Origin of the sequence: Pandoraea iniqua, from assembly GCF_902459685.1 — a bacterium.
GTDB lineage: Bacteria > Pseudomonadota > Gammaproteobacteria > Burkholderiales > Burkholderiaceae > Pandoraea > Pandoraea iniqua.
In genome coordinates this window covers 1-23,399 of record NZ_CABPSF010000008.1, presented here as the reverse complement: position 1 = coordinate 23,399, position 23,399 = coordinate 1, and the positions used below count along the sequence as shown (strand labels likewise).

Sequence of the window (23,399 nt, the reverse complement as noted above, 5' to 3'; positions counted from 1 at the left end):
AACGCGTTATTCAAGATGTCACTCAGGTTTCCACTGCGCGTTCGGATGCAGATCGAGCGTCGCAGTTGCCAGAATTTCAACCACCAGGTCTTCATACGACAGGCCCGCCGCCCGCGCCGAAATCGGCACCAGCGAGTGGCCGGTCATTCCCGGCGACGTATTGATCTCCAACAGATACGGCTTGTTGTCGCGCTTGCGCAGCATCACGTCGGCACGCGCCCAGCCACGGCAACCCAGCACCAGGTACGCGCGCAACACGATGCGCTGCACCTCTTCCTGCAACGAAACCGACAACGGCGGCGGGCACTCGTAGCGGGTGTCGTCCTTGAAATACTTGTTCTGGTAGTCGTAGTTCGCGTCCGGCGCGACGATACGGATCACCGGCAGCGCACGCGCCGCGGCGGCCCCCTTGGTGCCCACGCCGAGCACCGGCACGGTCAACTCGTCACCGTCGATGAACTCTTCGGCGAGCACGTCCGGATCAAGCGCGACGGCCTTCTCGAACGCCGCCTTCAGTTGCGACGCCTCAGTGACCTTCGTCAAACCGATGGTCGAACCTTCGCGCGACGGCTTCACGATCAGCGGCAGGCCGAGATCGCGCGCCACGGCGTCGAAATCGCTGTCGGCGTTGAGCATCGTGAAGCGGGGCGTCGGCAGCCCTTCGTTGATCCACACGCGCTTGGTCATTTCCTTGTCCATCGCCAGCGCAGACGCCAACACGCCGCTGCCGGTGTACGGAATGCCCAGATGTTCGAGCGCGCCCTGCAACGTGCCGTCTTCACCGTAGCGGCCGTGCAGCGCGATGAACACGCGGTCGAACTTCTGCGCGGCCAGCGCGGCCAAGTCATGCATGCCGGTATCGAAACCGTGGGCATCCACCCCGCGCGAGCGCAGGGCTTCGAGCACGCCGTTGCCCGAAATCAGCGAGATCTGACGCTCGGCCGAGCGTCCGCCCATCAGGACGCCAACTTTGCCAAAACGTTTCGGATCGAAAGCACTCACGTCAAACTCCTTGCTGAACTTGCAACTTCGCGGGCACCGCGCCGATCGAGCCGGCACCCATGGTGATGACGACGTCGCCCGCGCGGGCGACCTGCGAAATGGCGTCGGGCAACAGCGCGACGTCTTCCACAAAAACCGGTTCTACCTTGCCCGCCACCCGCAACGCGCGCGCGAGTGCGCGGCCATCGGCGGCCACGATGGGCGCTTCGCCCGCCGAATAGACTTCGCCGAGGACCACGGCATCGGCTTCGGACAACACTTTCACGAAGTCTTCGAAGCAGTCACGCGTACGCGTGTAGCGATGCGGCTGGAACGCCAGCACGATGCGACGGCCCGGGAACGCACCCCGTGCGGCAGCGAGCGTCGCCGCCATCTCGACCGGGTGATGCCCATAGTCGTCAATCAGCGTGAACGTGCCGCCACCGTTCGCTTGCGGCAGGGCGATTTCGCCGTAGCGCTGGAAACGACGGCCCACACCGTTGAATTCGGCCAGCGCCTGTTGAATCGCGGCGTCGGGCACTTCGAGTTCGGTCGCAATCGCAATCGCCGCCAGCGCGTTGCGCACGTTGTGCTCGCCCGGCAGATTCAGCGTGATATCCAGCGGCGGCGCACCGTCGCCGAACGTGCGAAGCACGGTGAAGCACATACGCCCGGCATCGGCGCGCACGTTGATAGCGCGCACCTGCGCGTCTTCCGACAAGCCGTAGCGCACGATCGGCTTCGAGACGAACGGCAGAATTTCACGCACGTTCGGGTCGTCCACGCACAGCACTGCAATCCCGTAGAACGGCAGGCGCTGCGTGAAGGCCACGAACGACTGCTTCAGCCGCGCGAAGTCGTGCCCGTACGTGTCCATGTGATCCGCATCGATGTTCGTGATGACTTCGATGACCGGATTCAGATTCAGGAACGAGGCGTCCGATTCGTCGGCCTCGACCACGATGAAGTCACCCGTGCCGAGCTTAGCGTTGGCGCCCGCGCTGTTCAGGCGGCCGCCGATCACGAAGGTCGGATCGAGCCCGCCTTGGCCCAGCACGCTGGCCACCAGACTCGTCGTCGTGGTCTTGCCGTGCGTGCCGGCAATGGCGATGCCCTGCTTCAGACGCATGAGTTCTGCGAGCATCAGCGCGCGCGGCACGATCGGAATCTGACGGGCACGGCCCGCGAGCACTTCGGGGTTGTCTGCCGTAATGGCGGTCGACACCACGATGGCGTCCGCGCCTTCGATGTTCTCGGCCGCATGGCCGCGGGCGACGCGTGCGCCAAGCGCCACGAGGCGCTGCGTCACGGCGTTGTCGCCGAGATCGGAGCCGCTGACCTGATACCCCAGGTTAAGCAGCACCTCGGCAATGCCGCTCATACCTGAGCCGCCGATGCCGACAAAGTGAATGTGTTTGACGATGTGTTTCATTTCAATCCTTGGCCAGGGACGCGCACACGCGCGCCACTTGTTCGGTGGCGTCCGGCTTAGCGAGCGCCCTGGCTTTCTCTCCCATCGCGAGCAGCGATTCGCGCGTCTGACGGCGCAACCACTCGGCCAGGGTCTCGACCGACAGCTCGCGCTGATCGATCAGCGTTGCCGCGCCCTTATCGGCGAGGAAACGCGCATTGGTCGTCTGGTGATCGTCGACCGCATGCGGGAACGGCACGAACAGCGCCGCCACCCCGGCAGCGGCCACTTCGGCCACCGTCATCGCGCCCGCCCGGCAGATCACCAGATCCGCTGCGGCATAGGCCTCGACCATGTTGTCGATGAACGGCAGCGCTTCGACCGTCACCCCCGCTGCGGCGTAATTCGCCTGCAACGTCTGAATATGCTTAACGCCGGCCTGATGCGTGACCTGCGGACGCGTCTCGCGCGGCAGCTTGGCCAGCGCCTTCGGCACGATCTCGTTGAGCACCGTCGCGCCCAGACTGCCACCCACCACCAAGATGCGCAGCGGGCCGGTACGGGCACCGTAACGCTCAGCCGGCGGCGCCATGTCGTCGAAATCGGCGCGAATCGGGTTACCCACCCACTCGCCGCGCTCGATCGTGTCGGGGAACGCCAGCAGCACCTTGTCTGCCACGCGCGCGAGCACCTTGTTCGCCAGCCCCGCCACCGAGTTCTGTTCGTGCAGCACCAGCGGGCGGCCCAGCAGCGACGCCATCATGCCCGCCGGGAACGTGATGTAACCGCCCATGCCGAGCACCACGTTCGGCTTGGCGCGACGCACCGCCGCGAAGCTTTGCGCAAAGGCGCGCAGCAGGTTCAGCGGCAGCAGCAGCTTAGTCATCAGCCCCTTGCCGCGCAGCCCGCCGAACTTCACGAACTCCATCGGAATGTCGTACTTCGGCACGAGCGTCGCTTCCATGCCGTTCGGATTGCCGAGCCACACCACGCGCCAGCCCTGCACGCGCAAGAAATTGGCAACCGCGAGGCCCGGAAAGACGTGACCGCCCGTGCCGCCGGCCATGACCAGCAGCGTGCGTGTCTTCTTCTCCGGTGCCGGCATCGCGGTAGCGCGCTCGGTCATACTTTTCCTCCCCGCATCAGCACGCGGTTCTCGTAATCCACCCGCAGCAAAATCGCCACGGCCACACAGTTGAGCAAGATGCCCGAGCCACCGTAACTGACCAGCGGCAGCGTGAGCCCCTTGGTCGGCAGCAGGCCCAGATTCACGCCCATGTTGATAAAGGTCTGCGCACCCAGCCACACGCCGACGCCCTTGGCCAGCAAGCCGGCGAAGGTACGTTCGAGGGCCAGTGCCTGACGGCCGATTTCGAACGCGCGGCGCACCAGCCAGTAAAAGAGCAGGATCACCACCAGCACGCCCACGAAGCCGAACTCCTCACCGATCACGGCGAGGATGAAGTCGGTATGCGCTTCGGGCAGGTAGTGCAGTTTTTCGATGCTGCCGCCCAGCCCCACGCCGGTCCATTCGCCGCGACCGAACGCGATGAGCGAGTGCGTCAGCTGATAAGCCTTGCCGAGCGCGTAGTCTTCGCGCCACGGGTCGAGATACGCGAAGATCCGCTCGCGACGCCATGGCGATAGCCAGATCAGCATCGCAAACGTGCCGACCGCCGTGAGCGCCAGACCGCCGAACAGGCGGCCGTTCACGCCACCGAGGAACAAGATGCCCATGGCGATGGCGGCCACCACCATGAACGCGCCCATGTCCGGTTCGAGCAGCAGCAACAGACCCACGAACACCACGGCAATGCCCATCGGCAAGAAGCCCTTGCCGAAGCTCTGCATGAATTCCTGCTTGCGCACGGTGTAGTTCGCGGCGTACAGCGTCACCGCGAGCTTCATGATTTCCGACGGCTGGAGGTTCAACACGCCAAACGGAATCCAGCGCTTCGAGCCGTTCACGCCCTTACCCACGTGCGGAATCAGCACGATGATGAGCAGCAGCAGCGCGAGCAAAAAGACCTTGGGCGCGAGCTTATCGAGCGTCTTGACCGGAATGCGGAACGTAATGACAGCCGCCGTCAGCCCGATCGTGAGCGACACGATGTGTCGGCCGAGAAAGTGATACGTCGAGTAGCCGTTGTACTTGGGCGAATCGGGCAGTGCGACCGATGCCGAGTACACCATCACCAGACCGAGCGAGAGCAGCGTGATCACCACCCACATCAGCGCGTGATCGTATTCGAGCATGCGCGAGCGCGTGGGCTTGATGCTGCCCAGCGTGCGGCTCGCCGCCGTGGTTGCCGCGCCGGGTGCCGTGGCCGTACCCGCGCCGGCAAACCCCGCCTGACGCTTCTTGCTGAAGAACGACTTGAGACGATTCATAGCATCACCCCCGCGTCGGCGGCCAGATCAATGACGGTGTCGCGAAATACCTGCGCACGATGCTCGTAGTTACGGAACATGTCGAAACTTGCGCACGCGGGCGAGAGCACCACCGCGTCGCCCGGCTGGGCCAGCTTGGCGGCTTCGCGCGTGGCGTCTTCGAGCGTCGGCGCGTCGATCAGATCGACGCCGGTGTCGGTCAGGGCTTCGCGCAGCAAACCGGCGTCGCGCCCGATGAGGAACACGGCGCGCGCGTGATGCGCCACCGGATTGGCCAACGGCGAGAAGTCCTGCCCCTTGCCTTCGCCGCCCAGAATCAGCACCAGCTTCTTGTCCAGACCGGTGATCGCGGCGACCGTGGCACCGACGTTGGTGCCCTTGCTGTCGTCGTAGTACTCGACTTCGTTGATACTGGCCACGAGTTGCACGCGATGCGGCTCGCCCGGGTATTCGCGCAGGCCATGCAGCAGCTTCGCCATCGGCAGATCGATCGCGCGGGCGAGTGCCAGCGCCGCCAACGCGTTCGACGCGTTGTGCTGGCCGCGAATGCGCAGGGCATCGGACGGCATCAGGCGCTTGCCGAACACTTCGACAACGGCCTGCTCGGCGTTGGCCTTGCGGCGCTTCGGCGCGGGCGGGGCATCGTCGCGGGTGATGCCTTCCACCAGCCACCACATGCCGCCTTCCATCTCCAGACCGTAGTCGCCCACCGCATCGGGGGCCGACGTGCCGAACGTCACGATACTCGCCTCGGGCGACGCCATGGCGATCACGCGCGAATCGTCGCGGTTGAGCACGCGAACGGTCTGCGGCCCGAAGATGCGGGCCTTGGCGGCAACGTACGAATCCATGTCGCCGTGCCAGTCCAGATGGTCTTGCGTGATATTGAGAATGGTCGCCGCGTCGGGGGCGAGCGAGTGCGTGGTCTCGAGCTGGAAGCTGGAGAGTTCAAGCACCCAGACGTCGGGCAACGTCGCGTCGGCGATGCACTCGGTCAGACGATCGAGCGCCGACGGGCTGATGTTGCCCGCCACGGCCGTGCGCTTGCCGGCGCGACGGCACAGCAAACCGGTCAGACTCGTCGTCGTGGTCTTGCCGTTCGTGCCGGTGATCGCGAGCAGCTTCGGTGCGTAGCCGCTGGTCGCCTGCATATGACGCAGCGCCTGCGCGAAGAATTCGATTTCGCCCCACACGGGAATGCCGCGCTCGGCGGCCTCGGCCAGCAGCGCTGTCACATCGGACGCGAGCGGCGAGAGGCCCGGGCTGATGCCGATCAGTTCGATGTCGTCGAGCAACGGGTCGATGCGATCGGCAAACGCGCCGCCGACAAACTCGGCCTGCGGGGCTTCGGCGTGCAGCGTGGCGACATTCGGCGCGCTCGGCGGCAACGCGCGCGTGTCTGCCGCACGGACGCGGCAGCCGTAACGCGCGCACCAACGTGCCATCGCCAGGCCGGACTCTCCCAGACCCAGGATCAGGACACGCGGTTGCCAGGATTCACCAAACTTCTCGCCAAACACGTCGCTCTTCCTTTTATCGATTCAAACAACCTACGAATGCATCGCTTCTTTGCCGCCGATCTCCCACTATCGGCGTGAGCGGCCCTACCTTTAGCGCTTTACGACTTTTTGCGGCTTGATACCGCCTTAGCGCAGCTTCAGCGTCGACAAGCCGATCAGTACCAGCATCAGCGTGATGATCCAGAAGCGCACCACAACCTGCGTTTCCTTCCAGCCCGACAGTTCGAAGTGGTGATGCAACGGCGCCATCTTGAAGATGCGCCGCCCTTCCCCGAACCGTCGTTTCGTGTACTTGAACCACGTGACTTGCAGCATCACCGACAGGGTTTCTGCCACGAACACGCCGCCCATCACGAACAGCACGACTTCCTGACGCACGATCACGGCCACGGTGCCGAGAGCGCCGCCGAGTGCCAGCGCGCCCACGTCGCCCATGAAGACCTGCGCCGGGTGGGTGTTGAACCATAGGAACGCGAGCCCGGCCCCCGACATCGCGGAACAGAACACGAGCAACTCGCCCGCGCCCGGAATATGCGGGAACAGCAGGTATTTCGAGTAGACGACGTTGCCCATCACATAAGCGAACACGCCGAGCGCCGCACCGACCAGCACCACCGGCATAATCACCAGCCCATCGAGACCGTCGGTGAGGTTAACGGCGTTGGACGAGCCGACGATGACAAAGTACGTGAGCGCAATAAATCCGAACACGCCCAGCGGGTAGCTCATCGTCTTGAAAAACGGCACGATGAAGTCGGCCTTCGGCGGCAAATCGAGCGGGAAGCCGTTACGCACCCAGCTGATAAACAGCTCGAAAACCTTCAGGTTGCTCGTCTCGGACACCGAGAACGCCAGATAAATGGCGGCGAACAAACCGATGATCGATTGCCAGAAATACTTCTCGCGCGACGACATGCCGCGCGGGTCCTTGAACACCACCTTCCGGTAATCGTCGATCCAGCCGATGATGCCGAAGCCCAGCGTGACCATCAGCACGATCCAGATGAAACGGTTGCTCAGATCCGCCCAGAGCAGCGTCGCGACGGTAATGCCGATCAGAATTAGCACCCCGCCCATCGTGGGCGTACCCGACTTGATCAGGTGAGTCTGCGGGCCATCAGTACGCACGGCCTGACCCACCTTCATTTCGGCGAGCTTGCGGATGACCATCGGCCCGAACGAGAGCCCGATCACCAGCGCCGTGAGGCTTGCCATCACGGCCCGAAACGTCAGGTAGTTGAACACGCGCAAATAGCTCGCATCCGCTTGCAGCCATTGCGCCAACGTCAGCAACATTCCATCAATCCTTTTTTACTTAGCCGGGGCGTCGCCGCCCCCGGTTTCACTCGTAGCGCGCAGTGTTTCCAGCACGCGCTCCATCCGCATGAAGCGGGATCCTTTGACCAGCACCGTCGCCGGCGCACTCAGCGTCGCGTTCAGTGCCGCCACCAGCGGTGCGACGTCCGCGAAATGCTCGCCGCCGTCGCCGAATGCCGTGACTGTGTCCTGCGTTTGTTCACCCAGCGTCATCAACACGTCGATGCCGCGTTGTGCCGCGTATTCACCGACTTCCCGATGAAACTCGGGACCGTTGTCGCCGACTTCGCCCATGTCGCCCAGCACCAGCACGCGCGGCGCAGGGGTTTGAGCGAGGACGTCGATGGCGGCCCGGACCGAATCGGGGTTCGCATTATAGGTGTCGTCGATCAGCGTGACGCCGGCGAGCGGCCCCTTCGAGAGCGTCGACACGTTAAGACGGCCTTTGACGGCAGAAAACGCTTCGAGTGCCCGCACGATCGAACCAATATCGACATGTGCGCCGAGCGCACATGCAATCGCGGCCAGCGCGTTGCGGGCGTTGTGCTCGCCGAGCAGCGGCAGCTTCACCGTAAATTCGCCGGCGGACGACGCCACGCGCAGCACGCGGGTGGCCACGTCGTAGCGGCCGGACACGGCCGCGCGCGCATCGAGTGCGAAGTCGAGCACGCGGCGCTTGGTGCCGGGTGCGTCGGCAATCTCCCGCCACATCGGTGCGAATTCGCTTTCCGCCGGGAAGACGGCAACGCCATCGACCGGCAGCGCCGCCAGCACGGCCGAATGTTCTTCGGCCACGGCGGCCACGCTCACCATGAATTCCTGATGCTCGCGCTGCGCGTTATTGATGACAGCCACCGTCGGCTGCGCAATGCGCGCCAGATAGGCCGTCTCGCCCGGATGATTCATGCCCAGTTCAAGCACGGCGAGCTTGTCGCTGTCCTTGAGGCGGAACAGCGTCAGCGGCAAACCGATGTCGTTGTTGAAGTTGCCCGCCGTTGCCAGCCGGCCTTCGACACCGACCGCCTCGGCGAAGATTGCCGAGATCATTTCCTTGACCGTCGTCTTGCCGTTGCTGCCCGTCACGGCCACGACCGGAATCGCGAAGCGTCGACGCCACGCGGCCGCCAGTTCGCCCAGCGCGATACGCGTGTCGGGGACAAGCAATGCCGGCGTCTCGAAACCGTCAGGCACGCGCGAGGCCACCACGGCGGCCGCACCGGCGCGCACCACGTCGGCGAGGAAGTCGTGCGCATCGAAGCGCTCGCCCTTGAGCGCCACGAACAAATCGCCCGGCTGCACCGAGCGGCTGTCGGTCACGATGCGGGCAAACGCCGTCGCCACCGAACCCAGCACTTGAGAATCGGCCACGGCGGCCTGCGCATCGCTCAGTTGCCACATGCTCATTCGCCACCTCCGCGCACGGTCGTTGCACGCGCGGCAAGTGCCAGACGCGCATGCTCCTGATCGGAGAACGGCTTTTTCTTGCCCATGATTTCCTGTGTACTTTCGTGCCCTTTGCCCGCAATCAACACCACGTCGGCGGCCTGCGCGCCGCGCACGGCTTGCAGAATCGCGCTCGCGCGGTCTTCGATGCGGCGCGCGGCGTCGGGCTGCGCAAGACCGGCAGCAATCTGCGCCATGATCTCGGCAGGCACTTCGCTGCGCGGGTTGTCACTCGTGAGGACGATCGCGTCGGCCAGACGCTCGGCCACCGCACCCATCTGCGGCCGCTTGCCCGCATCGCGATCGCCACCGCAGCCAAACACGCAGACGAGCTTGCCGCCACGGGCATCGGCCACCGGACGCAACGCGGCGAGCGTCTTGTCGAGCGCGTCAGGCGTGTGCGCGTAATCGATCACCACGAGCGGCTGCCCGGGCTGACCGATTTGTTCCATGCGTCCGGACACCGGCGTCAGCGAGGCGAGTGCGGCAATCGCGGCATCCTGCGGCACACCGGCGGCGAGCGCAGCGCCCAACACGGCCAACGCATTACTAATATTGAATTCGCCGATCAACGGCACCGTGATCTGCTGGCTATGGCCGTCGATATGCAGCGTGAAGCGCGTACCGATGGTCGTCGCGCGGATGTCTTCGGCACGCAGCAGGGTGTTACCGTGCGCCGACGCCGCATCACCATGCAGACCGTATTCGTAGACCGGCGTCTTGCCTTTCAGACGTGCGAGCAGGCGCTGGCCCATCGCATCGTCGCGATTGATCACCGCAGACTTCAGACCCGGCCAGTCGAACAAGCGCGTTTTGGCCGCTTCGTACTCGGCCATCGTGCCGTGATAGTCCAGATGGTCTTGCGTCAGATTGGTGAACACGGCGACGTCGAAGGCCACGCCGTTCACGCGCCCCTGATAGAGACCGTGCGACGAGACTTCCATCGCGAGCGCCGCCGCGCCTTGTGCGCGCAAATCGGCAAGACTGCGCTGCAACTGCACGGCGTCGGGTGTCGTGAAGCCGGTGACCGTCAGATGGCCGGGAAAGCCGCTGCCCAACGTACCAATGACCGCACTGCGCGTGCCCGCCTTCGTCAGCAACTGCGCGAGCCATTGGCTGCACGACGTCTTGCCGTTGGTGCCCGTGACACCGAGCATCGTCATGCCGACGCTCGGCTCGCCGTACCACAGTGATGCCAGCGGGCCAGCCAGCCAATCGAGTCGCGGCACGCCGAACTGCGGCACATTACCGAGATTGGCGATGCCTGACGGCCACGCGAAATCGTCGCTCTGCCACAGCACCGCCGCAGCGCCACGTTCCACCGCATCGGCAATGAAACCGCGGCTGTCGGCGCCCTTGACCGCATAGGCGACAAACACATCGCCCGGCCCGACGCGACGGCTGTCGGCATGCAGGACGGCACCGGCCGGCACCGTGCGGCGCAGCCAGTCCCAAGCTTGTGCCAGCGTGGCGCGCTCGGTGGCGTTGGCGATCATCGCCAGCGTGACGGGGGAGGGATTCACGGTGCCCATGGCTCGCTCTCCTCCACGGCGTCGCTCACCACGAGCTTCGTTACCGGCGAATCCGGCACCACATTGAGCGAGCGCAGCGTGCCGCCCACGATCGCGGCAAACGCCGGACCGGCGGCCACGCCGCCGTAGTGAGCACCGCGGCCCGGCTCGTCCAGCGTCACGGCCACAATGATGCGCGGCTCGGACATCGGCGCCATGCCGACGAACGATGCGCGGTATTTGCTCTTGTCGTAACCCTTGCCCGATTGCTTGTAGGCCGTGCCCGTCTTGCCACCCACGCGGTAGCCGATGACCTGCGCGCGCGTGGCGGTACCGCCCGGCGACGTCACCATTTCAAGCATCTTGCGAACTTCGCGGGCCGTGGCAGGCGAGATCACCGGCGTGCCCTTCACGGTGCTGCCGTCGGTCTTGTAGATCGAGATCGGCAGCAATTCGCCGTCGTGCGCAAACACGGTGTAGGCGCGCGCAAGCTGAATCAGCGAGGCAGACAAGCCGTAGCCGTAGCCCATCGTCGCCTGCTCGATCGGGCGCCAGCTCTTGGCCGGACGCAGACGTCCCGCCACCGCGCCGGGAAAGCCGATCTTCGGCGCCTGACCGAGACCCACACTAGTAAACATGTCCCACATTTCCTGCGACTTCATTTGCAGGGCGATTTTCGCGGTGCCGATGTTGCTCGAGTGCTGGATGACGCCCTGCACGGTGAGCAGCCCGTAGTCGCGGGTATCCGTGATCGTCGCACCGAAGAAGTTGGCGCGGCCGGTGGTCATCACCGTCGTCATCGGCTTCACGTAGCCGTTTTCGATAGCCGCCGCGACAGTGATCGGCTTCATGATCGAGCCGGGCTCGAACGTGTCGGTGATCACGCGGTTGCGCAACTGGGCGCCGGTCAGATTCGTGCGGTTGTTGGGGTTGTACGTCGGCAGGTTGACCAGCGCGAGCACTTCGCCCGTGCGCACGTCGAGCACGACCGCGCTACCGGCCTTGGCGCCGGTGCGCTCGATGGCATCCTTCAACTCGCTGTAGGCGAGGAACTGAATCTTGCTGTCGATCGAGAGCGTGATGTCGTGGCCATCGCGCGGTTGCGCGAGGATATCGAGATCCTCGACCACGCGGCCCAGACGGTCTTTGATCACGCGGCGGCTGCCCGGCGTGGCGGCGAGGTCCTTCTGCATCGACAGCTCGACGCCTTCCTGCCCGATGTCTTCCACATTGGTGAAGCCGACGATATGCGCCGCGATCTCGCCTTCCGGATAGAAGCGCTTGTATTCCTTGCGCTGATAGATGCCCGGAATGTCCAGATCGGCCACTTGCTTGGCCACGTCCGGCAGCACCTGACGCTTCACATAGACGAAGCTCTTTTCCTGACCCAGTTTGCGGCGCAGATCGGGTTCGCCCATCTCGAGCAAGCGCGCGAGCTTGCGCACCTGATCGGTGGAGACATCTTCAGGTACATCTTCGGGAATGGCCCAGATGGCCTTGACCGGCAAACTGGTCGCGAGCACCTGCCCGTTACGGTCGAACACTTTGCCGCGCGTGGCGGACATCTCCAGTGTGCGTTCGTAACGGCTCTCGCCCTGACGTTGATAGAAGGCGTTGCCGGGGCCCTGAATCCAGAAGGCACGCGCAGCCAAAGCGGCAAACGCGCCGAAAATCACGAAGACGAGCATCTTCGAGCGCCACATGGGCAGACGCACGGACAGCACGGGGCTGGCAGAGAACTGCACATCCTTCGTCTTGGCCTTGGCGTCTTTGCGGCGGATCATCGCTTGCCTCCGCTGGCAGGGGCCGACGCGGCGCTCGCGGTCGGCACCGGCACGTCGACCATCGCGCCCGTGCCGCCGGCCGGGGCCGACAGATATTGCGTGCGGCCCGGGGAGACGGCCTGCATCTTCAGGTCGCTACGCGCCACGTTCTCGATGCGCGCGCTCTTGCTCTGCGCGCTCTGTTCATATTGGAGACGGTCCCAGTCCTGCAACAGCTGATGCTCGAGCGCCTGCTCGCGGTTCAGTTCGACGAACGTCCCGCGCGCACGATATTGCGCATTGATCAGCGACAGCGCGCAGCCGATGAGCAGCGCGAGCAGGAGGATGTTGAGCCGGCTCATGTCGACACCCGCTCCATGACCCGCATGATCGCCGAGCGCGCACGCGGGTTCGCTTCCACCTCGGCGGCGGAAGGCTTGCTCTTGCGATGGGCTTTGAACGGCGGCTCGGGAATTTCGTGGGCGCGCAAAGGCACGCGGCGATCCACCACCGGCGCGCTCGTGCGCGCTTGCATGAAGCGCTTCACGATGCGGTCTTCCAGCGAATGAAAGCTGATCACCACGAGTCTGCCTCCGGTTTCGAGGACATCGGCCGCCGCTTCAAGTGCTATCTCGAGATCCGCAAGCTCTTGATTGACGTGAATCCGTATAGCCTGAAAGGTGCGTGTTGCCGGGTCCTTGCCTTTCTCACGGGTCTTGACGGCGCCAGCCACGATCTCGGCAAGCTCGCGAGTGCTGACGAGTGGACCGAGGTGATCGGCGTTTGCCCGGCGAGCAACAAGCGCCTTTGCAATCTGAAAAGCAAACCGTTCTTCCCCATAGTCCTTGATGACCTCCGTCATTTCTTCCAGCGTTGCCCGGGCCAGCCACTCGGCGGCCGACTCGCCGCGCGTGGTGTCCATGCGCATGTCGAGCGGCCCGTCGAACCGAAAGCTGAAGCCGCGCGCAGGGTCGTCGAACTGCGGCGACGACACGCCGAGGTCCAGCAATACACCCGACACCTTGTCGACACCGCGACGGGCGAGCCCGTCACGCAGCGTCGCAAAGCTGTCGTGCTCAATCGAAAATCGCGGATCGGCAATCTTTGCCGCCTCCGCGATCGCTTGGGGATCCTTGTCGAATGCGATCAGCCTCCCCTGGGCCCCCAGCCGCTCAAGGACTCTGCGACTGTGCCCGCCCCGCCCGAACGTTCCGTCGACGTATACGCCTTCGTCGCGCCACAGCAGGGCGTCCACGGCCTCGTCCAGCAGGACCGTGCGGTGCTGCATTACCGTTTCCACCGCGTGCGCCATGCTCGTCGGACCACCTGATCAATCAAAAAGTGAAGTTTTTCAGTGCTTCCGGCATACCCTGCGCCATCGCTGCCTGTTCCTTGGCGGCGTAAGTCGCGGCATCCCAGAGTTCAAAGTGACTGCCCATGCCCAGCAGCATGACTTCCTTGTCCATGCCTGCGGCGGCACGCAATTCCGGCGCTACCAGGACACGCCCCGCCGAATCCATCTCGACGTCAGCGGCGTTGCCCAGGAAAATACGGCGCCACCAGTGCGCATCCATCGGCAGTGCGGCGATCTTGCCGCGGAAGATCTCCCATTCGGGACGCGGAAACAGCAGCAGACAACCATCGGGGTGCTTCGTGATCGTGACCTTGCCTTCGGCCTCGCCTTGCAGCACGTCACGATGCCGGGCCGGAATCGACATCCGTCCCTTTGCATCCAGTGAAAGTGCCGAGGCTCCCTGAAACACGTGCGCTCCGTGAGGTTTCGACCGCCTGTCCGTCATGCCGAGAGAGAAAGATTTCGTGCCTAACGCCACACAAAAATACACTTTCTCACACTATTTCCCACTTTAGAGGAGAGTGTTTGGCCGGTCAAGCGTTTCGCCGGTTTTTCGAAGGGGATTTGTTAGGCAGAACAATGACTTAGCGCACTTTCCTCAAGCAGCCAAACGAATTTTTGTCAGAAAAATTAATGACATAACTGCGATAGTGAAAGTGGAACCTCAAACTCGTGGCCCGGCCTCGCGCGAGGCCCGCCAACGCTATCGATACCGGGTAGTGCGCGCTCACGCCATTCGGCGGCACGCCAAATGACGCATGACACGGGCTACGCGAGGGGAGATTGGCCGAGAAGAGAGGAGGTGCCTGAGACGACCGCGGTGCTCTGACGAATTGCCTTTCGAGTGCTCTATATATAGTAGGCCGTCGTCGTCATGACCTTAGCGGCGGCGCGCATCACGCGCTGCACCGGCACCGGCAATTCGATACCACCGGCATCCCGCGCTGCCTGACCGTGCTCGATCTCGTCGAGGCGCATCTGATCGACGATGGCCCGCGAGCGCAGATCGTGCGCCGGCAGCTCATCCAGATGGGTATCGAGATGGTGTTCGACCTGACGTTCGGTCTCGGACATGAAACCGAGGCTGACGTTGTCGCCGCACTTGCCGGCAACAAAGCCGATCGCGAACGCACCGGCATACCAGAGCGGGTTGAGCAGACTAGGCCGGGAGCCCAGTTCGGTCAGCCGGTGTGCCGTCCATGCGAGGTGATCCTCCTCCTCTTTGCCGGCATGCTCGAAAGCCTTACGCAGTTCGGGCCGCTTGGTCGCCAGCTTCTGTGCCTGATAGAGCGCCTGCGCACAAACCTCGCCCACATGATTCACACGCATGAGGCCTGCGACATGGCGACGCTCCTGCGGGCTCAACGCATCGTCGGCGGCTTCAGGGGATGACGCTACACCATCGGTCGCCCCCGTTACCCCGTCGACTTGGGTCGACTGGGTAGTCATTTTTGCGGGGACGGGCGTCGGCCGGGAGGCTTGCGTGACACCCACGATTGCTCGCAGGCCACGGTCAAGTTCGGAGATCAGGCTGTCAGAGAACATCTTGCTTTCAACTCACTTCAATCTTTCACAATGTGGAATTCAGGACGATTCCACCGTGCCTGCCGGGGATCATACGCCCCTTTGCCAGACGTGCCTTGCGCGGGAGCAAACGCGCGTAACCCGCGCCAGAAGCCGGTTTCCGGGCTGTTGCGTAAACGAAACAAAGGTCGCCGCAAACCCGCGCAAAACCGGCCTTTTCCTTTGCCGCCCACATTGAATTTGTTACATTACGTCCAACTTCTCGCGAAGTTGATTAGCAAGGACGTTATCACTAGTGACCTTGTTAAACAAATCTCACAATCCTTTGGAGATCACTCAATGAAAAAGTCGCTTCTCGCTCTGGGTGTGCTCGGCGCATTCGCTGGCGCTGCTCACGCACAAAGCAGCGTGACCCTGTACGGTATCATCGACGCTGGCCTGACCTACACCAGCAAGACTGGCGGTAACCTGGCCGGCACGGGCACCACGTCCAAGAACTTCGCGTTCAGCAACGGCAACCTGCAAGGTTCGCGTTGGGGCCTGAAGGGCGCTGAGGACCTCGGTGGTGGCGTGAAGGCTATCTTCGTGTTGGAAAACGGCTTCAACCTGGGCAACGGTACGCTGGGCCAAGGCAGCCGTGAATTCGGTCGTCAAGCTTACGTCGGTCTGAGCAGCGCAACGGCTGGTACGTTGACCATCGGTCGTCAGTACGACTCCGTGGTTGACTTCGTTGGTCCGTTCGCAGTCGGCAGCCAGTGGGCCACGTTCGCGGGCGCCCACCCGTTCGATAACGACAACTTGAACAACTCGTTCCGCGTGAACAACACTGTCAAGTACACGTCGGTCAACTACGCTGGCTTCAGCGCAGGCGGTATGTACGGCTTCTCGAACTCGGCCAACAACGGTACGGCTGGTTCGGGCTTCGCTAACAACCGCGCATATTCGTTCGGTGCTGGCTACGCTAACGGCCCGCTGTCGTTCGGCGCTGGCTACTTGTACCTCGCCTCGCCGGGCACGAACACCAGCGGTGTTCTGACCGCCGGTGATGTGAACACGCCGATGAACCTGGGCGGTGCTGCTGTCAGCGACAAGGCATGGATCGGCGCAGCTGGTCTGTCGTACGCCTTCGGCCCGGCAACGGTCGGCCTGGTGTATGGCCACAGCTCGTACACGTACGTTGGTGGCGGCAGCTGGAAGTTCGACAACGTCGAAGTGAACGGCAAGTACATGCTGACCCCGGCTCTGCAACTGGGCGCATCGTACACGTACACGTGGTCGACGCTGAACAACGCCGGCACGAACGTGTCGCCGAAGTACCACCAAGTCAACCTGGGCGCCGACTACTTCCTGTCGAAGCGCACGGACTTGTACCTGGTTGGTCTGTACCAGCACGCCAACAACGACGCTCCTGGCGGCGCGTCGATGAACGGCCTGGGCTTCTCGAACGGCACGAACCAGTTCGCTGTCACGAGCGGCATCCGTCACAAGTTCTAAGCTGACAGTTTTCGTCACTTAGTCTTTGTTTGACGAAAGGGCACCTTCGGGTGCCCTTTTTTTATTGCCTGCGCGTTGTTTCCAGAGCAATGCCCCACGGAATCCCGGCTTGACCCGACGTTTATTTCAAACCTAAAATTTCCATACTGTAAATTTCACTGCGCCTCCCATGAGCCTCGCCGATTCCGACTCTCTCGATCTCGAAACGCGAGCCAATGATCGCGAGCACGACGCCTTGCGTCTCTGGCTGCGGCTGCTCACCTGCGCCAACATGATCGAAACCGACATCCGCTCGCGACTGCGCCAGGATTTCGATTGCACTCTGCCGCGCTTCGATCTGCTGGCACAGCTCGATCGCCATCCCGAGGGTTTGAAGATGGGAGAGCTCAGCAAGCGCATGATGGTCACCGGCGGCAATGTCACCGGCATCACCGATCAATTGGAAAAAGAGGGCTGGGTGACGCGCGAGACCGTCGTTAACGACCGGCGCGCCTTCCTGATCAAGCTCACGCCGCGTGGCAAGAAAGCGTTTTCGAATATGGCCCGCGCACACGAGGAATGGATCGAGCAACGGCTGGGCCGATTACCCGAAGACAGGCAGCGTCAGCTATATGCGTTGCTGGGGGATTTGAAGGCGGTGATTGCCTGACGCTTAGGCCAATATCCCGACGGGCGTCGGGTGGTGGTTTTTAAAGGCCCGGCCTCTGCCAAGGGCCGTCGCGAGGACACCAGAAACTGCCCGGTTCGACGCGCAGCTTCCCTCAGAGGTGCATCGCACAGGACGCGGGCCACCGCAAAATTCAATCGCTTCCGCTACTTGGCAGCATGTTCTCGTGCGTTCAAAGTCGCCCGCGCGGCGGCGGCCGCCGGTGTTTCGTCTAGTGCGGCAAGCGCCGCGTCACGGTCGGACGCTTTGCGCTTCGACAACGCTTTCACTGCCGCATAGAACTTGGGCAAATCGTTGTCCTCTTGCGCGAGCAGCGCCATGAATGCTGGCACCCACTGGTTATAAGTAGCGAACGATCCGATTTTTGCGTTATTCAGATCACTCGCGAACCAGAGATCGAACCCCTTATACCCGCCCCACGACACTTTGAGCGCCGCGTAATCGGCGCGCATGTGAGTGAACAGGATCTCCTTCTGTGCCGCTTTCTGCTCATCACTATCCGCCCCGCTGTAGAGCGCTTCCAACTGCTTCCGGTACCCTTCGACCAGATCACGGAACTGCCGCCGATACGCGTCATACCGCTCATACTCGATCGCCGCATCCGGATGCGCCGCGAGCCACCGCTGCACGCCGACCGTTTCTACCGTCACCGCAAACGATTCATTGAACGTCGTATCGCCGCGGACAAACAGGATCTGATGCGCCAGCTCATGGAAGATCATGCGGGCGACTTCGGCGCGCGGGAGGTAAATGAAGGTGCTGAGCAGCGGGTCATCGAAGTATCCCAACGTCGAATATGCGGGAATCCCGGCCACGAAGGTTTCCCATCCATCGCGGTGTAGTTCGGCGGCATAAGCCTCGGCCGACTCCCGGGAGTAATACCCGCGATATTCGACACATCCGACGACCAGCAAACACGACTCGTGCAGCTTGAGCGAGAGCGCCGGCGCAGCGAACACGTTATAGACAACGAACGGTCGCTTGATGTCGGCATAGCTGCGATAACTTCCGTTGTCGGGTTCGCCCAGCGCCGTTACGGCGTAGCTGCGAATCTGCTCGGCCTCGGCAAGACGCCCCCGCAGACGAGGGTCCAGCGAGGGGTCCGCCAGCAAATCATCGACCGGCTTCGCCTCGTGCAGCATCGCGAAATGCCCGTTGATCGACTGCGCATAGTAGCCAACCTGACTGCACCCGCAAACAGCGAGCAACATCGCCCATGCCGTCAGTGCCTTGAGACACCGAAACCCGATCGGGTAAGGCTTCACAGACAAGGTCGACATGACAAGCTCCATGAGCATTGATGTGCGTCGAAGAGCGCGGATGCCCTCGGGCGTCGGGCGTCGGGCGGTTGCCGACTGCCGACTGCCGACTGCCGGTCATTCAGGCTACTCAGGCCGGAGCGACGTCCACAAGGCAGTCATAGAACGTCGGTGCGCGGCCGAGGTCGGTGAGTTGCTGGCTCGTGACTTCGTTGGCATTTTTGCCGTCAGGCGCCAGCTTCTTCCACCAGATCGACAGCCCAACAACCACGCCCTCACGGGCTTTTTCCGTCACCCGTGCTTTGGCATTCAGGGTGCCGCGATCGTTGAAGATACGCACGCCTGCACCATCCGCAATCCCGCGCGGCGCGGCGTCTGCCGGGTGAATATCGAGTGTCGGCTCGCCGACGGACGAACGCAGGCTATCCACGTTGACGAAACTCGAATTGAGGAAGTTACGCGCCGGCGGCGAAATCATCGCCAGCGGGTAGCGCGCCGCCAACGTCGGATTACTCGCGACGGATTCATACGGCGGCACCCAATCCGGCAGCGGATCGAAGCCTTCCTGCACCATGCGTTCGGAATAGAACTCGCACTTGCCGGACGGGGTGAAAAACCCGCCATTGGCAAACGGCGCTTCGGGCAAGTCGTACCGCACCCAGCCATCACGCTTCAACGTTTGCCAATCAGTACCGGCCATCCGTGGGTCAGCCCATCGAATCGACTGCTCCGCCAGTTGATCGTCCGTATCCGCGAAGCACGGTTCCTGCCACCCCATGCGTTGCGCGAGCAGACGGAATATCTCGGAATTGGGCTTCGTCTCGCCCAAGGGTGCGATCGCAGGATTGTTCGCGAGCAGATAGGTGTGCCCGTAAGCCTTGTGAATATCCAGATGCTCAAGCTGCGTCGTCGCCGGCAGGACGAAGTCCGCATAGTCGGCCGTGTCGGTCTGGAAGTGCTCCAGCACCACCGTGAACAGATCCTCCCGCCCAAAACCCGACGCCACCTTGCTCGACTCAGGGGCCACGGCCACCGGGTTGCTGTTGTAGACGACGAGCGCTTCGATCTTCGGCCCGAACGAGGCGTCCCCCGGGTGGCACAACGCGTCACCGATGGCGCTCATGTTCACCAGCCGCGGCACTTTGGCCGGCTCTGGCCGCAGGTCCGGACGAGTTTGGGCGAGCCCGTCGACCGGGGCATAACCGGATGTCGACATCAGCATGCCGCCGGCCGGGTCGCGCCATGCGCCGATGAGCGCCGGGAGGCAAGCGACGGCACGCGTGGCCTGACCGCCCCCCTTGGCACGCTGCATGCCGTAATTCAGTCGAATCGCAGCCGGCTTGGCACTGGCATATTCCCGCGCCAACGTCACGACCGTCTCTTCACTGATGCCGCAAATCTCGGCGACACGCGCAGGCGTATAGCGCTGCGCCCGTTCCTTCAACTGGGCGTACCCGACCGTGTGCTGCGCGATGTACGCGTGGTCGACGAGATCCTCGGCGATCAGCACATGCATCATGCCTAGCGCCAGCGCGGCATCCGTGCCGGGCAGCAGCGCGATGTGCTGATGACATTTCTCTGCGGTGAGCGAGCGATAAGGATCGATTGCGATCAACTTCGCGCCACGTCGCTTGGCCTCCTGCGCGATCGCCCAGAAGTGGACGCTCGACGTGATTGGATTACTGCCCCAGATGAGAATCAGCTTGCTGTCGACAAAGTGTTCGACATGCATCCCGACGCCCGCGCCATAGGTGTAACGCAGACCGGCAGCGCCCGCACTCGCACAGATCGTGCGGTCGAGATCGGAAGCGCCGAGCTTATTGAAGAAGCGCGCCGCCATGGTTTCGCCTTGCACAAACCCCATCGTGCCGGCATAGCTGTAAGGCAGGATCGCTTCGGGGTCACGCGCGGCAATCGCCGTCAGGCGAGCGGCGATCTCGTCGAGCGCCTGATCCCAGCTCACCTGCACAAACTTGCCCGAGCCCTTCGGCCCCACACGTTTCAGTGGATGCAACAGACGATCGGGGTGATAAGTACGCTCGGTATAGCGAGAGACTTTCGTGCAGAGCACGCCCTTGGTCGTCGGATGGTCCGGATCGCCCTGAACCTTGATCGCGACGCCATTTTCCACCGTCACGTGAAGTGCGCACGTGTCGGGGCAGTCATGCGGGCAAGCGGCCCGAACGACGTGAACATTGGACGTCATGAAACTACTCCTCTCTCTACCGAAATGCTGCGTCTGGCTGGGGTGCGACGCTGGCGATATTGTATTACGTTCGCCGGCGCTTCGCCCCGCCCGGCGCGGCAGAGCCGCATTTTCCGGACACGTCTGGGGTGCCGCTCGGGGGATTCCTATCGAGATGCCAGACCCTGCCTTTAGGGGTAAGATGAGCCATTGCGTACGCAGGAAAACCCCGTCATGAAGCTTATTCCCGAAATCGATGCCGCTCGCGGCGAAATCCAGACCATTCGACGTGACATTCACGCGCATCCGGAGCTGTGTTTTGAAGAAAAACGCACCTCTGACGTGGTGGCCGAAACGCTGACGAAGTGGGGCATCCCCATTCATCGCGGACTCGGAACGACTGGCCTCGTCGGCGTCATCAAGAATGGCAGCAGCGACCGCGCGATCGGTCTGCGCGCCGACATGGATGCCCTGCCGATCAAAGAGGCCAACACCTTCGAACATGCATCGAAGCACGAAGGCAAGATGCACGCGTGCGGCCACGACGGCCACACGGCCATGTTGCTCGCAGCAGCGCAGTACCTCCAAAAGCATCGCAACTTCGACGGTACGGTGTACCTGATCTTCCAACCCGCAGAGGAAGGTGGCGGCGGTGCTCGCGAGATGATCAAGGACGGCCTGTTCGAACGCTTCCCGATGCAAGCCGTCTTCGGCATGCATAACTGGCCGGGTGTCCCCACGGGCACGTTCGCCGTCACGCCCGGGCCGATGATGGCATCGAGCAACGAATTCAAGATCACGCTGCGCGGCAAGGGTACGCACGCAGGTATTCCGAACGCCGGCATCGACCCCGTCATTGCCGCGGTACAGGTGGCTCAGGCGCTTCAAAGCATCATCACGCGAAACAAGCGCCCGATCGACGCCTCGGTGCTGTCGATCACGCAGATTCACGCGGGTGATACCACGAACGTGGTGCCGGACACGGCATGGCTGGGCGGTACGATCCGCACGTTCTCGCTGGAAGTTCTGGATCTTATCGAATCGCGCTTGCGTGAAATCTCAGAGTTTGTGGCCAAGGGGATGGGCTGCTCGGCCGAGATCGAATTCCAGCGCAATTACCCGCCGACGATCAACGATCCGGCCATGGCGGCCTTGTGTGCCGACGTGATGCGCCAGGTGGTGGGCGACGAAAACGTGAATGATAAAGTCGAGCCGACGATGGGTGCGGAAGACTTCTCGTTCATGCTGCTGGAAAAGCCGGGCGCCTATGTCTTTATCGGCAATGGCGACGGTACGCATCGCGATAGCGGTCACGGCCTTGGCCCCTGCAATCTGCATAACGCCAGCTACGATTTCAACGACGATTTGCTGCCACTCGGCGGCACTTACTGGGTCAAGCTGGTCGAGACCTACTTCGGGCGCGATAAATAATCGCTGCCACGTTGTTGCGTTATTCAACAAAAAAGCCGGCAATTGCCGGCTTTTTTGCGTCGATTAACACTACTTGGCAGCGGTGGTGGTAGGAATACCATCCGTATCCAATCGAATATCGCCATACCATGCGGTGAATTTCGATTGCGTATTGTCGCCGTCGCTCATGATGGCGATGCCGATCAATCGGCCCGGCGGTTCGCCGAATGCCTTCTCGTAATCCTTCGCGATATCACGCGAATAAGATTGCCATTGGCCGAGTCCGTCAGTCCCCCGCTGAACCACGATCGCGCGAATACGTGCGGTGTAGGGATTTCGCACCACCTCATCCGGTGCAAACTTCCCATCGCCCCACGTGTACATCAACGTTGCGTAAGGTAATTCGCGCCCGCTCACCAAGCGCGCCAGCTCGCGATGCAAATGATCCTGCACAGTGAGTTTCGCGGGGTCGCCGTCGAAAGCGAGTGCAATCCGTACGGGGGCATCATCGTATCGCTTCGTCCGAATATCGGCGGAGGCCGGCATTTCATCCGCACGCCATCGCCAATTCAATTTGGCGCCGGGATAGATGGGAATATCGAGCTTCTGTGCAATTCCTGACGCGGATTCGTCGACCTTTGCGCGAATTACCGCAATGCCATTCGCATCGAGCGCCTGTTCGTAGTTCGTTCGGCGCTTGTTGTTCGTCACGAGATAGGTCTCCCAATGAGGCGGAAGACCGTCAGCATTCAAAGCAGCTGAAAGGGGGGCAATATCGTCACTTCTTACGGCAGCGGTTGTCGCGACCGTATCACTGGCTGTCTGATGCGTGGCGCATCCAGCAATCATTAATGCAATACCAAGTGCGCCGCCAACCAAAACCCATCCACGCCACGTTGCATGGCGCTTGCATCGATCATCATCTACCACTGGTTTCACTCCCCGAACCACGGCCAACCCCGTGATCGAATGCTAAGCGAGAAACCGGCGTCGATCCATCCGAAGTTTCACTTCACGACATTGATGCAACACATTTTGGTTTGCGGGGAGACGTGATGTTCACGAAATCGCCCGCGCAAAGCAAAAACCCCCTGCTACGCGTTGTAGCAAGGGGTCTTTAGGGGAGCCTGACGATTACCTACTTTCACACGGGTATCCGCACTATCATC

Annotated in this window: 19 protein-coding genes; 3 read left to right on the top strand and 16 right to left on the bottom strand. The window is 62.6% G+C overall.

What is annotated here, in order from left to right:
- Positions 1-18: 18 nt before the first annotated feature.
- From PIN31009_RS22545 to coq7, 13 genes are all read right to left on the bottom strand, one after another.
- On the bottom strand, positions 19-1,002 hold the full coding sequence (locus PIN31009_RS22545; protein WP_084656438.1) for a D-alanine--D-alanine ligase: 984 nt from the start codon (positions 1,000-1,002) through the stop codon (positions 19-21).
- Position 1,003: 1 nt separating this feature from the next.
- Positions 1,004-2,413, bottom strand: a complete 1,410-nt coding sequence (gene murC / locus PIN31009_RS22540; RefSeq protein WP_150686153.1) for a UDP-N-acetylmuramate--L-alanine ligase — start codon at positions 2,411-2,413, stop codon at positions 1,004-1,006.
- A 1-nt stretch (position 2,414) separates the two neighbouring features.
- Complete coding sequence (gene murG, locus PIN31009_RS22535; RefSeq protein ID WP_425495507.1) at positions 2,415-3,518, bottom strand: undecaprenyldiphospho-muramoylpentapeptide beta-N-acetylglucosaminyltransferase; 1,104 nt, start codon at positions 3,516-3,518, stop codon at positions 2,415-2,417.
- Entirely contained in the window at positions 3,515-4,783 is a 1,269-nt protein-coding gene (gene ftsW, locus PIN31009_RS22530; RefSeq protein ID WP_150686152.1) for a putative lipid II flippase FtsW, read from the bottom strand. Before ftsW ends, murG begins: the two co-directional genes overlap by 4 nt.
- The gene (murD, locus tag PIN31009_RS22525) at positions 4,780-6,303 is read right to left on the bottom strand and encodes a UDP-N-acetylmuramoyl-L-alanine--D-glutamate ligase (protein ID WP_150791646.1); all 1,524 of its coding nucleotides are present in this window, start codon (positions 6,301-6,303) and stop codon (positions 4,780-4,782) included. Before murD ends, ftsW begins: the two co-directional genes overlap by 4 nt.
- 126 nt (positions 6,304-6,429) lie before the next feature.
- Positions 6,430-7,599 carry a phospho-N-acetylmuramoyl-pentapeptide-transferase gene (gene mraY / locus PIN31009_RS22520; protein ID WP_058376197.1) on the bottom strand — a complete coding sequence of 390 codons (1,170 nt, stop codon included), beginning with the start codon at positions 7,597-7,599 and terminating at the stop codon, positions 6,430-6,432.
- Positions 7,600-7,614: 15 nt separating this feature from the next.
- Positions 7,615-9,024 carry a UDP-N-acetylmuramoyl-tripeptide--D-alanyl-D-alanine ligase gene (locus tag PIN31009_RS22515; RefSeq protein WP_150791645.1) on the bottom strand — a complete coding sequence of 470 codons (1,410 nt, stop codon included), beginning with the start codon at positions 9,022-9,024 and terminating at the stop codon, positions 7,615-7,617.
- Positions 9,021-10,559 (bottom strand): UDP-N-acetylmuramoyl-L-alanyl-D-glutamate--2,6-diaminopimelate ligase, encoded by a 1,539-nt coding sequence (locus PIN31009_RS22510; RefSeq protein ID WP_150791747.1) that lies wholly within the window; start codon positions 10,557-10,559, stop codon positions 9,021-9,023. The genes PIN31009_RS22515 and PIN31009_RS22510 overlap by 4 nt, the downstream gene beginning before the upstream one ends.
- Before the next feature lie 23 nt (positions 10,560-10,582).
- Positions 10,583-12,358 (bottom strand): peptidoglycan D,D-transpeptidase FtsI family protein, encoded by a 1,776-nt coding sequence (locus tag PIN31009_RS22505; protein ID WP_150686149.1) that lies wholly within the window; start codon positions 12,356-12,358, stop codon positions 10,583-10,585.
- Positions 12,355-12,699 carry a cell division protein FtsL gene (ftsL, locus tag PIN31009_RS22500; RefSeq protein ID WP_087686358.1) on the bottom strand — a complete coding sequence of 115 codons (345 nt, stop codon included), beginning with the start codon at positions 12,697-12,699 and terminating at the stop codon, positions 12,355-12,357. The genes PIN31009_RS22505 and ftsL overlap by 4 nt, the downstream gene beginning before the upstream one ends.
- The gene (gene rsmH / locus PIN31009_RS22495; protein WP_058376201.1) at positions 12,696-13,649 is read right to left on the bottom strand and encodes a 16S rRNA (cytosine(1402)-N(4))-methyltransferase RsmH; all 954 of its coding nucleotides are present in this window, start codon (positions 13,647-13,649) and stop codon (positions 12,696-12,698) included. The genes ftsL and rsmH overlap by 4 nt, the downstream gene beginning before the upstream one ends.
- Positions 13,650-13,671: 22 nt before the next feature.
- Positions 13,672-14,100: a division/cell wall cluster transcriptional repressor MraZ gene (mraZ, locus tag PIN31009_RS22490; protein WP_039406026.1), complete on the bottom strand. Its 429-nt coding sequence runs from the start codon at positions 14,098-14,100 to the stop codon at positions 13,672-13,674.
- 440 nt (positions 14,101-14,540) lie between these two features.
- Positions 14,541-15,236 (bottom strand): 2-polyprenyl-3-methyl-6-methoxy-1,4-benzoquinone monooxygenase, encoded by a 696-nt coding sequence (coq7, locus tag PIN31009_RS22485; protein ID WP_150791644.1) that lies wholly within the window; start codon positions 15,234-15,236, stop codon positions 14,541-14,543.
- A gap of 318 nt (positions 15,237-15,554) precedes the next feature.
- Here coq7 and PIN31009_RS22480 point away from each other — a divergent pair, with 318 nt between their 5' ends.
- Positions 15,555-16,709, top strand: coding sequence for a porin (locus PIN31009_RS22480; RefSeq protein WP_150791643.1), 1,155 nt, complete (start codon positions 15,555-15,557; stop codon positions 16,707-16,709).
- 169 nt (positions 16,710-16,878) lie between these two features.
- Positions 16,879-17,358 carry a MarR family winged helix-turn-helix transcriptional regulator gene (locus tag PIN31009_RS22475; protein WP_058376204.1) on the top strand — a complete coding sequence of 160 codons (480 nt, stop codon included), beginning with the start codon at positions 16,879-16,881 and terminating at the stop codon, positions 17,356-17,358.
- 164 nt (positions 17,359-17,522) lie between these two features.
- Here PIN31009_RS22475 and PIN31009_RS22470 read toward each other — a convergent pair whose 3' ends face one another.
- Together PIN31009_RS22470 and PIN31009_RS22465 are read right to left on the bottom strand one after the other, a co-directional pair.
- Complete coding sequence (locus PIN31009_RS22470) at positions 17,523-18,656, bottom strand: aminopeptidase (RefSeq protein ID WP_150791642.1); 1,134 nt, start codon at positions 18,654-18,656, stop codon at positions 17,523-17,525.
- A 109-nt stretch (positions 18,657-18,765) separates the two neighbouring features.
- The gene (locus PIN31009_RS22465; RefSeq protein WP_150791641.1) at positions 18,766-20,841 is read right to left on the bottom strand and encodes a molybdopterin-containing oxidoreductase family protein; all 2,076 of its coding nucleotides are present in this window, start codon (positions 20,839-20,841) and stop codon (positions 18,766-18,768) included.
- 213 nt (positions 20,842-21,054) lie between these two features.
- On the opposite strand from PIN31009_RS22465, the gene PIN31009_RS22460 reads away from it, so the two are divergent.
- Entirely contained in the window at positions 21,055-22,251 is a 1,197-nt protein-coding gene (locus tag PIN31009_RS22460) for a M20 aminoacylase family protein (protein WP_150686144.1), read from the top strand.
- Between the two features lie 69 nt (positions 22,252-22,320).
- Here PIN31009_RS22460 and PIN31009_RS22455 read toward each other — a convergent pair whose 3' ends face one another.
- Positions 22,321-23,160, bottom strand: coding sequence for a DUF3047 domain-containing protein (locus tag PIN31009_RS22455; protein ID WP_150791640.1), 840 nt, complete (start codon positions 23,158-23,160; stop codon positions 22,321-22,323).
- Positions 23,161-23,399: the final 239 nt, after the last annotated feature.

What these genes read in the sequence shown, in the direction of transcription:
- murC (WP_150686153.1), bottom strand. Translation starts at nt 2,413, where the DNA reads ATGAAACACATCGTCAAACACATTCACTTTGTCGGCATCGGCGGCTCA.
- rsmH (WP_058376201.1), bottom strand. Translation starts at nt 13,649, where the DNA reads ATGGCGCACGCGGTGGAAACGGTAATGCAGCACCGCACGGTCCTGCTG.
- PIN31009_RS22470 (WP_150791642.1), bottom strand. Translation starts at nt 18,656, where the DNA reads ATGTCGACCTTGTCTGTGAAGCCTTACCCGATCGGGTTTCGGTGTCTC.
- PIN31009_RS22505 (WP_150686149.1), bottom strand. Translation starts at nt 12,358, where the DNA reads ATGATCCGCCGCAAAGACGCCAAGGCCAAGACGAAGGATGTGCAGTTC.
- ftsL (WP_087686358.1), bottom strand. Translation starts at nt 12,699, where the DNA reads ATGAGCCGGCTCAACATCCTCCTGCTCGCGCTGCTCATCGGCTGCGCG.
- PIN31009_RS22515 (WP_150791645.1), bottom strand. Translation starts at nt 9,024, where the DNA reads ATGAGCATGTGGCAACTGAGCGATGCGCAGGCCGCCGTGGCCGATTCT.
- PIN31009_RS22460 (WP_150686144.1), top strand. Translation starts at nt 21,055, where the DNA reads ATGAAGCTTATTCCCGAAATCGATGCCGCTCGCGGCGAAATCCAGACC.
- coq7 (WP_150791644.1), bottom strand. Translation starts at nt 15,236, where the DNA reads ATGTTCTCTGACAGCCTGATCTCCGAACTTGACCGTGGCCTGCGAGCA.
- PIN31009_RS22465 (WP_150791641.1), bottom strand. Translation starts at nt 20,841, where the DNA reads ATGACGTCCAATGTTCACGTCGTTCGGGCCGCTTGCCCGCATGACTGC.
- PIN31009_RS22510 (WP_150791747.1), bottom strand. Translation starts at nt 10,559, where the DNA reads ATGATCGCCAACGCCACCGAGCGCGCCACGCTGGCACAAGCTTGGGAC.
- mraY (WP_058376197.1), bottom strand. Translation starts at nt 7,599, where the DNA reads ATGTTGCTGACGTTGGCGCAATGGCTGCAAGCGGATGCGAGCTATTTG.
- PIN31009_RS22475 (WP_058376204.1), top strand. Translation starts at nt 16,879, where the DNA reads ATGAGCCTCGCCGATTCCGACTCTCTCGATCTCGAAACGCGAGCCAAT.
- murG (WP_425495507.1), bottom strand. Translation starts at nt 3,518, where the DNA reads ATGACCGAGCGCGCTACCGCGATGCCGGCACCGGAGAAGAAGACACGC.
- ftsW (WP_150686152.1), bottom strand. Translation starts at nt 4,783, where the DNA reads ATGAATCGTCTCAAGTCGTTCTTCAGCAAGAAGCGTCAGGCGGGGTTT.
- PIN31009_RS22480 (WP_150791643.1), top strand. Translation starts at nt 15,555, where the DNA reads ATGAAAAAGTCGCTTCTCGCTCTGGGTGTGCTCGGCGCATTCGCTGGC.